This window comes from Candidatus Woesearchaeota archaeon (assembly GCA_020854775.1).
Classification (GTDB): domain Archaea; phylum Nanobdellota; class Nanobdellia; order Woesearchaeales; family 21-14-0-10-32-9; genus 21-14-0-10-32-9.
The window spans coordinates 59,362-70,151 of sequence record JAHKLZ010000018.1 but is presented as its reverse complement, the minus strand read 5'-3'; the positions used below and the strand labels follow the sequence as shown (position 1 = coordinate 70,151).

The 10,790-nt window shown below is 32.4% G+C and carries 11 protein-coding genes; 6 read left to right on the top strand and 5 right to left on the bottom strand.

Annotation, left to right across the window (positions count from 1 at the left end; genetic code table 11):
* Positions 1–96: 96 nt before the first annotated feature.
* A complete protein-coding gene (rlmD, locus tag KO361_04025; protein MCC7574733.1) occupies positions 97–1,215 on the bottom strand; it encodes a 23S rRNA (uracil(1939)-C(5))-methyltransferase RlmD in 1,119 nt (372 codons plus the stop codon).
* Positions 1,216–1,408: 193 nt separating this feature from the next.
* Here rlmD and KO361_04020 point away from each other — a divergent pair, with 193 nt between their 5' ends.
* From KO361_04020 to KO361_04010, 3 genes are read left to right on the top strand one after another with little or no spacing between them, the layout of a single operon-like run.
* The gene (locus KO361_04020; GenBank protein MCC7574732.1) at positions 1,409–3,097 is read left to right on the top strand and encodes an FAD-dependent thymidylate synthase; all 1,689 of its coding nucleotides are present in this window, start codon (positions 1,409–1,411) and stop codon (positions 3,095–3,097) included.
* 43 nt (positions 3,098–3,140) lie between these two features.
* Positions 3,141–3,791, top strand: a complete 651-nt coding sequence (locus KO361_04015) for a hypothetical protein (GenBank protein ID MCC7574731.1) — start codon at positions 3,141–3,143, stop codon at positions 3,789–3,791.
* Positions 3,788–4,903 (top strand): HAD-IIIA family hydrolase, encoded by a 1,116-nt coding sequence (locus KO361_04010; protein MCC7574730.1) that lies wholly within the window; start codon positions 3,788–3,790, stop codon positions 4,901–4,903. The genes KO361_04015 and KO361_04010 overlap by 4 nt, the downstream gene beginning before the upstream one ends.
* 6 nt (positions 4,904–4,909) lie before the next feature.
* Here KO361_04010 and KO361_04005 read toward each other — a convergent pair whose 3' ends face one another.
* A complete protein-coding gene (locus KO361_04005) occupies positions 4,910–6,223 on the bottom strand; it encodes an MBL fold metallo-hydrolase (GenBank protein MCC7574729.1) in 1,314 nt (437 codons plus the stop codon).
* Positions 6,224–6,307: 84 nt separating this feature from the next.
* On the opposite strand from KO361_04005, the gene KO361_04000 reads away from it, so the two are divergent.
* Entirely contained in the window at positions 6,308–6,487 is a 180-nt protein-coding gene (locus KO361_04000; GenBank protein MCC7574728.1) for a PLDc N-terminal domain-containing protein, read from the top strand.
* 24 nt (positions 6,488–6,511) lie between these two features.
* Here the strand turns inward: KO361_04000 and KO361_03995 are convergent, their stop codons facing one another.
* Positions 6,512–7,036: an SAM-dependent methyltransferase gene (locus KO361_03995; protein MCC7574727.1), complete on the bottom strand. Its 525-nt coding sequence runs from the start codon at positions 7,034–7,036 to the stop codon at positions 6,512–6,514.
* 122 nt (positions 7,037–7,158) lie between these two features.
* Between KO361_03995 and KO361_03990 the strand changes: the two genes are divergently transcribed.
* The gene (locus KO361_03990) at positions 7,159–8,235 is read left to right on the top strand and encodes a ribonuclease D (GenBank protein ID MCC7574726.1); all 1,077 of its coding nucleotides are present in this window, start codon (positions 7,159–7,161) and stop codon (positions 8,233–8,235) included.
* 65 nt (positions 8,236–8,300) lie between these two features.
* Positions 8,301–9,332: a tyrosine--tRNA ligase gene (locus KO361_03985; GenBank protein ID MCC7574725.1), complete on the top strand. Its 1,032-nt coding sequence runs from the start codon at positions 8,301–8,303 to the stop codon at positions 9,330–9,332.
* A 52-nt stretch (positions 9,333–9,384) separates the two neighbouring features.
* Here the strand turns inward: KO361_03985 and KO361_03980 are convergent, their stop codons facing one another.
* Positions 9,385–10,002, bottom strand: a complete 618-nt coding sequence (locus KO361_03980; protein MCC7574724.1) for an HAD family phosphatase — start codon at positions 10,000–10,002, stop codon at positions 9,385–9,387.
* Positions 9,980–10,624: a hypothetical protein gene (locus tag KO361_03975; GenBank protein MCC7574723.1), complete on the bottom strand. Its 645-nt coding sequence runs from the start codon at positions 10,622–10,624 to the stop codon at positions 9,980–9,982. The genes KO361_03980 and KO361_03975 overlap by 23 nt, the downstream gene beginning before the upstream one ends.
* Positions 10,625–10,790: the final 166 nt, after the last annotated feature.

Genomic DNA, 10,790 nt, shown 5'->3' with positions numbered 1-10,790 from the left:
TCCGTTTTCTTAATGAGTTCAACAACAGCCTCAAAGTGATTGCACCAGAAAGCTCGTGCACGTCTTGCTAGTGTGAGACATGCGCTTCGCTTAGTCTCACTCCGTTTTCTTAATGAGTTCAACAACAGCCTCAAAGTGATTAGTTTGAGGAAACAAATCAACCAAAGTAACACTTTTAACATCGTAGTCCTTAAACCTAGGAAGCTCATTCTTAAGTTGCTTCGCATTACAAGAAACATAAACAATAACGTCAGGCTTCAAAGAAAGCAAACGCTCAATCGCCTTAGGAACCATACCACTACGAGGAGGATCAACAACGACTTTCAAAGGCTTCTTAAGATCAAGACGATTAATCTGCTTCGCGTCAAGAACAAAACCCTTAACATTATTAACATTATTAATCCTAGAATTTTTCTCAACACAACGAATCGCGGAATCAACACACTCCACGACAACAACTTCTTTAAACAAATCAGCAAGACAAATACCAAACGTACCAACCCCGCCATACAAATCAAGCAAAAAAACATTATTCTCCTGACGCTCAAAAATATCCCTAACAACACTCACAAGGGAACGAGCCATCTCCGTGTTATTCTGAAAAAAAGCTTGAGAATGAAACCTCAAAGTCCTACCAAGAATTTCTTCTTCTAAGAAGTCTGAACCTTTCAAAACCTCAAAATTCTCAGATATACTCACATCGCTGTTCTTAGCATTATAACCAACCAAAACATTATCAGCACTCGTCACCCTAGAAAATTCCTCAACCAATGAGCGACCACGACTCTTATCAGAAGAATCATCATTCAAAATAAAAGTTAAAGAACTAATCTTACTAGGAACACGAATCACACAATACCTAAACAAACCACTCTGAGATTTCAAATCAAAAAAATCATCCTTAAAAGGCAAAAAAAAGTTACGAACTTCAACCAACAAAGAATTCAACTTAGCATTAGAAATAGGACAATTATCAACATCCACAACTTTAAACCACTTACCACGCTCACGAAAACCAATCTCGCCCTGAGAAAACACGAAATCCATACGATTCCTATAACCAAAAGGAGAACCAGAAACAACTCTGATATCATCAACACAAAAATTAGTAAAACTAGCAAGATTACGACGCTTATTCTCCAACTGAACCTCGTACGGAACGTGCTGATTAACACACCCGCCACACACACCAAACAACTTACATCGAGCAAACATAAAAAAAAGTAAATAAGAACCTTTTTTATAAATTACCAAAAAAACACACAAAAACACGAAAAGTATTCGTAACAACTAAGTGACTAAAACAAATAAGTTTTCTCGTCGATGAAAACATTTAAATAAAAGTTGCAATTCTAAAATAGTAACAAAAAACAATAGTTAATTTTTTTATTAAGGGGGAGAAATAAAAATGGGAAAATTCACAGAAAAATTCACACAAGAACAAGAAGAAGCAATACTATCACTGTACGTATCAAAACCATTCGCAGACATATTCTTCGTATACGACACAATACCACCAGAACAATTCGCAACACTAGCAGCAGCATACAGCAGAACACACGAACCCTTCCAAAAAAGACTACTACTAAGCATAGAATCAGAAGACCTACCACTACCAAAAATGGACTCAATACCACAAGACATAACAGGAATAAACGTAGAACAACTAAAAAAAGCATATTCTGACTTCACAGAAAACTGGAGATTACCAACAGAAAAAAACAAACAATTCATACAAAAATGGGCACAAAGCTACGGACACAACTCAATAAAAGAACTAGGAAACGTGAGATTCATCTGCGAAAACATACCTGACCTATCAGGAAAACTAATAACAGGACACCCACTAGCACACCCGCAAGTAAAATCATCAAGATACATAGATTGGAAAAACGTTTTAGCAAAATCAGAAGATAACCTAGACTTAAAAAACTCAAAACACGCAGAAGAAATATTCAAATCACTAAATAAAATAATAAACAACTACCAAGAAATAACACACAAACTAGAAATATTCTCAGGAAACCACCCACTAAACCAAGAATTCTTAGATTACTCACTAAGAACAGAAACAAAAAAAACAAAAACACAAATAATAGAAGCATACGACGCAAACGCTCGAAAATCAATGCTAGACTACTCAAGATATTTACTTACACCATCAATGCTAACATCAGTAGGAGCATCTATGGAAGTAAGAGCACTAGAAGAAGTAGTAACTGATTTCTTATCAAGCCCATTAAAACAAGACCAACAAATAGGAAGAACAATAATAGAAGAAGCACAAAAAGTAGTACCTGTACTAATGGGAGAAAAATCACACGCAAAAATAAGCGAATACCAACAAGAACTAAGACAATACTTCGACGAAGCACTACCTGAACTATTCGAATTTGAAAAAAACAGAACATTCGAAGTAACACCAAGAACAAACTTCGTAGAAAACGTAACAAGCTTCACAGACATATTTATAGCATCAGCAATGGCGTGGCACTACGGAAACGCATCATTCGAACAATACTACAAAGCACTAACAAAAGAACCAAAAAAAGCACAAGAAATAATTCACCAAACATTCAAAACAAGAGGAACATTCGACCCATTCCCAAAACCAACACTAATCGACACACCAATATTCGAAACCCTGATAGATTACGGAGCAGACAGAGATAACCACAGACACAGAAGAGGAGCATGGCTCAGACAAGCACTAACAACAGAACACGGATTCGAAACACCACAAATGATAAAAACAGCAAAACTAGAAAAAGAATACAACCAAATACTAAACGAGATGTCAACAACATTCAATAACATAAGACAAGACAACAAATACGTAGCACAACTAATAGTACCATTCGCATTCAAATGCAGAAGACTAATAAACTGGTCAGCAGGACAAGACGGCTACTACATAGAACTAAGAAGCAAAAGCCCAGGACACGACTCATACAGAGAAATAGCGTGGGACGTCGCAGAAAAAATAAAAACAACAGCGCCAACATTCGGACAATACCTAAAAGTAGACAAACAAACATATCCTCAACACTTAATAAAAAACGCGAGGAAATGGTACGACCAAGAAAAAAGAAAATAATTTTCATAAAAAATAGGCGAGGCTAATAGGATGGTGAACATAAATGAAAATAGAACCAATAAACAAAATAGAATTTTCTGAACTAGAACAAAAAATAAGAACAGTACCCTTAATGCAAAAAAATGCATTAAATGAAGAAATACTTGTATATCAAAATTCAGATATAACTTTCAGAGAACTATCTCCATTCGAAGTCAACCCAACAACATTCTACTTAATAGAAAAAAACTTAAAATTTCAAAAAGAACTAAGAAAACACTTATTAACAAACTTTGGAATAGACTCATTACACTTAGACGCAGCATATGAATTAAAAAATGAAAAAGGAGAAATATGGACATTAACACCGCCAATAATAGAAGTAACACCAAGAACAGTAATGTACGTACCAAACGAATCAGAAATAAAATACAACAACAAAGTAAAAATACAAATACCTATAATAAATGATGGAGCACACAGAGTTGCTTTAGCAATACAACAAAACCAAACATTCACAGGAGTATTCATATCAAAAACAAACGAAGAATTCCCATTCTACGCACACCCAAATGCTTGGGCTGACGTAAAAGTAGTTCAAGATGTTCCAGCAACCAAAGAAGAAAAAAAATTCTACTCAAGAGAAAATTGCTACGCATTATACAGAGACTTTGGCAAACTCGGTTGCGGAGCACCAAGAGGAACAAAGAAATGACTAATAACTTAGTAATGATTGACGGAATAAGCGGATCAGGAAAAGAAGGAAGAATACAAGACTTACAAGACTACGCAGAAAAAGAACTAGGACTGGAAGTAACAACTTTCTACGAACCAAAATATTACAGAGAAGAAATACTAAAAATAAAAAACGCGCCAATAAGAAACCCTGAAAAAGAACTAGAACTATTCATAAAAAGTAGAAAAAAAGGATTAACAGATTACGAATACTTACTAAACAAACAAGGACACCTAATAATAGGTAATAGAGGATTCATATCAACAGAAGTTTATCAATCATTACAAGGAATACCCTTACAAAGAATAAGAGAACAAAACGCGTTTTACCCAACACCTGGATTAGCAATGATACTACTATGCGACCCAGAAATAGCATTACAAAGAATCAAAAAAAGAAATGAAGAAGAAGGAAAACCACTAAACTTAGACGAACAACTAGAAAAAATAGAAAAATTACATAATAAATACATAGAAATAGCAAAAGATTTACCTTACGCAGAAATAATAAACACAAACGGCAGACCAGAAGCAATAAACCTAGTACTGCAATCACACCTAAACAATTACTTAGGAATAGAAATGAACAAAGCAATATTCTTAGATAAAGACGGAACAATAGTAGACAACTCACAATATCCAGAAATAATACCAACAGACAAAATATACCAAGAATCATTCGAAACACTAAGAAACTTTCAAGAAAAAGGATACAAATTATTCATAATATCATCACAACCATGGGTTGCAAGAGGAAGAATGACTCCACAAGAAGTAGAAAATGTATTCAAATCAGTAGCAACACAATACAAAGAAAAAGGAATAACAATAAACGATTGGGGATATTGTATTCATGGAAGAGATAAAAATTGCCCAGACAAAAAACCACAAACAAGACTATTTGAACAAATAATAAAAAAATACAACATAAACACAACACGAAGCTACATGATAGGAGATATGGACTCAGACATAACAGCAGGACAAAACATAGGACTTAAAACAATAAGAATAAAATCAAACCTGCCAAATACAACAACACCTAGATACACAATAAATAACATAAAAGAAGCAAAACAAATAATAAAATAAAAAAAACTAAAACTTAACCCGATCAAAATTCTTCAACAACAAAACCTTATCATCATCATAACCTAAAGACTTACAAAAATCCTTCTGAGCCTCCAACATATCAGGCTCACCATGCGTCGGAATAATAAACTCGGGTTTTAACAAACTAATCAATAACTTATGTTCTTCGCTATGAGCATGACCAGAAACATGAAGCTCCTTCAAAACTTCAACGCCGAGATGACGCAAGCCACGTTCCAAACTACGAACATTCTCCTCGTTCTCCCCAGAAGGAATAACTTTCGACGAAAAAACCACTAAATCATTCTTCTTAAAAGGAAACAACTTACCAAAAACTAAACGAGAAAGAACAGCTTTCGGCTCACCTTGATGACCAGTCACAATAAAAAACTTTTTCTCAGTATCCCTAACAATCTTAAAATACTTCTCCACATCAGAACCATACTTCACGAATTCAACACCATCAAGCAAATCAGCAACACCAGCACTCTTAGCAGCCTCAACATACTTCAACAAAGACCTACCAACAAGAACAGGCTGACGATTCATTTTCTTAGCTAACTCAACCAAAGTCTTCAAACGACCAATATGACTAGAAAAAGTAGTAATAAGAATATTATTATCATCATAAGACTTACGAAGCAAAGCATCAAACAACATCTTCCTCGCGAGTTGCTCAGAACCAGAAGTCCCAGGAATCCCTGCGTAAAGAGAATCAATAATAAGAACCCTACAATCCTTAACCCTGCTGAAAACAGAAGCATCAAAAACATCACCAACAACAGGAGAATCATCCACTTTGAAATCATTAGCATAAACAACGCTACCACTAGGAGTACGAACAACCACAACGAACGCTTGAGGAATACTATGAGTAATAGGCAAAAACTCAACCTCTATGTTCTTAGAAACACGAAAACAAGAATTAGCATCATGACTCACCAAAAAATCAGACGCATCAACTTTCTTATCAAGAAGCAAAGACTTTAAAATAGCCATAGTAAACGAAGAACCATGAACCTTAACCCCTAATTTCTTAATAAAATAAGGAACACCACCCACGTGATCAAGATGACCATGACTAATAAGAACAGCTTTTAAACTCTTCAAATCAGCCTTAGATAAAGACAAAATATCAGGAACACTACCAGACACAATCACATCATCAAAACCAGGATCCTTAGGATTATCCTCAGTTAAACGAATATAATTATCAAGCTCCAAACCCAAATCAACAAGAACAGATTCAGATTTCCACTTAATAAGAGTACAATTACGACCAACCTCGCCATAACCTCCAACAGGAATAATTTCCAACATAGAAACCAAGATTCTAGAAAAATATATAAAGCTTATTCAAAGAATAAGTAATAACAATTTTTTTTTTAGGAGGGGAAAAACAAAATGGTTCTAGGACAAGGATTAATAGGAATAATCGCATTAATATGCGCGATATGGGTAATACATGATGTGTGGACAAACCAAAAAAAGATGAAAAAAGAACGAAAAATAATCTGGACAGTCCTAGCAGTAATACTAAGCATAATAACAGCTATCGCTTATTACTTCATAGAAAAAAAATAATATTTTTTTAATTTCTTCTTTTTTTTATAATTCAAAAACATCAAAAGAATCATCATAAACAAAATATCCATCGGGCTTAACAACGCGTTCTAACTGAGGAAGCAAAGAATCATAAACTTGTTTACCAGTAATTTTCCCATCACTAAAACAAGGCGCATTAAAAAAAGAATCAGCAACAGCCAAATCAACACTATTATCTTTAATAAAAGACAAACAATCAAGCTTAGTCAAATCAACTTTGTAATTTTCAAATATCTCATTACCTAAATAACCAATATCTAAACCAATAACTCTGGCACCTAATATTGTTAAACTTCTAGATAACCAAGGTTCAAAACTACGAGTTACGTGCCCGTTACTACCACAACCAATATCTAAAACAGTTTTTCCCTCAGGATTACCTAAAGACATTATTTTATGAAACATAGGCCTACTAAGATGAGAATAACCATACATGCTTTCAAGCTTCTTAGTCATAGGACAATAACTATTAAGAATTATGTCTTCTTGAAAAATCTCATTTTTTCTCATTCTAGGTTCTAAAATCATAATTTTAGCTAAAAACAACCAACATATAAACATTTCTATTTATAACTACTAATAAGTAGTTTTTTTTCTTTCTTAAAAAAATATATAAACAAAACAAAACCCTCTAAAAAAACGAAACAAAAATGGAATACATCTACGTAGATAACGAACAAAAACTAGAAAAAACATGCAAAGAACTAGAAACACAAAAAACAATAGCTATAGACCTAGAATGTGAAAATAATTTACATCACTACGGCTCATACATATCAATAATACAAATATCAACAAAAGAAAAAAACTGGGTCGTAGATATATTAGCAATAAAACAAATAGAACCACTAAAAAAAATACTAGAAAACGAAGAAATACAAAAAATATTTCACGACGTAAGCTTCGACCTAAGAATACTAAAATATGAATTAAACATACAACCAAAAAACTTATTTGACACACAAATCGCAGCACTATTCATAGGCGAAAAAAACGTAGGACTAGGATCCCTACTAGAAAAATATTTCTCAATAAACAAAGAATCAAAATTCCAAATGGCTGACTGGACAATAAGACCAATAAACCCAGAAATGATGACATACGCAGTAAAAGACACATTGTACTTAATAAAACTAAAAGAATTACTAGAAACAAGAATAGAAGAACTAAACAGAACAACGTGGCTACGAGAAGAACTAAAACACTTAGAACAAAAAGAATACTATTACAAAGAACCAGAATTCGAAGACCTAAAAGGAGTATCAAAACTAAACCAAAAAGAAAAAATATTCGCACAAAAACTATACGAAGAAAGAGAAACAATAGCAAAAAAAACAGACAAACCAGCATACAAAATAATATCAAACAGAAAAATCCTAGAAATAACACAAAACCCTCCAAGAACAAAAGAAGAATGGACAAAAATAAGAGGAATACACCCAAGAATAAAAGCTATGGCTCCAAGACTATATTACGAAACACAAAAACTAAACATAAAACAAGAACCACAACAAAAACGTGAAAGAAAAAATTACACAGAAGAACAAAAAACACAACTACAAGAATTAGAAGACACAAGAGTAAAAATAGGAAACCAACTAGGAATAGAACCATACTTGATAATGACAAAAGACCAAGTACACGAAGTAGTAAGAAACAAAAACTACAAATCCTTAAGAGAATGGCAAAAAGAACTAGTTCTAAAAGAAACAAAACTATTCACATAAAAAAATGATGCAAATAATAAAAAAACAAAAATTCTATAAATAACTAAAGATATCTCTAAAATAAAATGAACCCAGAACAAAAAAAAGAACTAATAACAAGAGACTTACAAGAAGTAGTAGGAGAAGAAAAAATCCTAGAAATACTAAACGAAAGAAACTTAAAAGTATACTGGGGAGCAGCACCAACAGGAAAACCACACGTCGGACACCTAGTACCAATGTTCAAAATAGCGGATTTACTCAACGCAGGATGCGAAGTCACAATATTATTCGCAAACATGCACGCATACCTAGATAACATGAAAACAAACTGGGAACTACTAGAAAAAAGAACACAATTCTACGAATTACTAATAAAAAAAATGCTAAAAAGAGCCAAAGTATCACTAGACAAATTAAAATTCATAAAAGGAACAGACTTCCAACTACAAGAAAAATACACATTAGACATGTACAAAATATCAGCACTAACAACAACTAAAGACACACAAAAAGCAGGAGCAGAAGTAGTAAAACAAGTAGAAAACCCAAAAATGTCAGGACTACTATACCCTATACTACAAGCACTAGACGAAGAATACTTACAAGTAGACGCACAATTCGGAGGAGTAGACCAAAGAAAAATATTCATGTTTGCCCGAGAAAACCTACCTAGAATAGGATACCAAAAAAGAATACACTTACTAAATCCATTAGTACCAGGACTAGGAGAAAGCGGAAAAATGAGCAGTAGCGAACCAAACTCAAAAATAGACTTTGACGACTCAGACAAAATAATAAGAAAAAAAATAAACAAAGCATACTCAGAAGACGGGAAAGCAGAAGGAAACGGACTACTAGCAATAACAAAATATGTACTATTCAAATTCTTAGAACAAGAAAAAAGAAACTTTGAAATAAACAGACCAGAACAATACGGCGGACAAATAACATACAAAAACTATGAAGAATTAGAACAAGACTTCGTAAACAAAAAACTATCAAGCATAGACCTAAAACAAGGCGTAGCAGACGAACTAATCAAACTAATAACACCAATAAGAGAAGAACTTGAAAAACACGAAGCACTAATCAAAGAAGCTTATCCAGAAAACTAAACCAAAAACAAATCTTATTTTTTTCTAATTGTCTCGCACATTATAATAAATATCAAGAAATTATTTTTAACAATTCAAAAAAATCAGAAACAAAAAGATCCGACTCATCATGCTCTATCAAAGAAATAACAAAAAATTTTGCTTTTTTTGCAGAAATAATACCTGCAGAAGAATCTTCAATAACAAAAGCAGATTCATTATTAATTTTTCTACGTAATTCTAAATAAATTTTAGGAGATGGTTTCGACTCTTTAACTTGATCCCCTGTTAGTATGTGAGAAAAATATTTTTTTATCTTAAACAATTCTAAAACTTTAAAAACAAAATCTTGAGAAGAACCCGTCGCGATGTGTGCTTCAACATTATTATTTTTTAAAAAACATAAAAAATCAATCAAACCAGGAATTAGAACTAAATCATCAAGATCAAAATCTTTTTTATGAACTTCATCCATTATTTCTTTTAAATGAAAATTTAATCTTTCATTTTTTAATTCTTTGATAAAATAAACTCGTTTTTTACCTACAAAATCAAAAAAACAATCCTCATTTAAATCAAAATCATACTTCTTTAAAATTTCCTGTAAATTCTTAAACTTCTTCTTCTCAGAATCTATAATGACTCCATCAAAATCAAAAATACAATGTTTAAACTTTGATATGTATAACATAATCAGCACCCACCTCCCCTATAATATTCGCTTTCTTTTTTGTTGGCTCGATGTATTTAGCATAATAAGGCTTTAAATTCTTATATAGCTCTAAAGCTTCATCAATAGTATAACTTCTTATATTAACATCTCGTTCAATACGACTTTTTATTTGCGTCTCTTCTAAAGCATCTAAAAATATAGACAAATCATAAACATCATCTAATTCATCATATAAAGTCGTAACACCCTCAAAAATCATTATTGGCTTCGGAATTACTATTTCAAATCTTTCTCGCTTACCCGTTGAATGATCATAAACAGGTTTTTTTATTTCATTACCTTTTTTTAATTCAAGAATTTGTTCTCTTGCAAGAATTAAATTATTTGCTTCAGGCTGATACCCTGTCAAACCCAACTTACCTCGCTCTTCACGAGATATTAAATAATCATCCAAATCTATTGCTAAAGAATTATCAACTCCAAAATAATTAACTAAATTAATTGCAAGAGTTGTTTTCCCTGCACCGCCTGCACCCGTTATACCTATACATACTTGCTCTTTATTTTTAAGATAAAAACTTATCAGATTAAACATTTTATAATTTTTTAAATCAGTAATGTTGTTTAAAACCTTAACCATACTCATAATAAATAATACGAATTTAAATAACTTATCGAAAGTATTCTATAAATAACTTAAAATTCTAAATTATGTTTTTCTTAAAAAAAAAAATTAGTTAAAAATTTTATAACTCTACTTCGCAGAACGTTCTTTACGCAGAACAAAATATTATTTTACAAGTAAT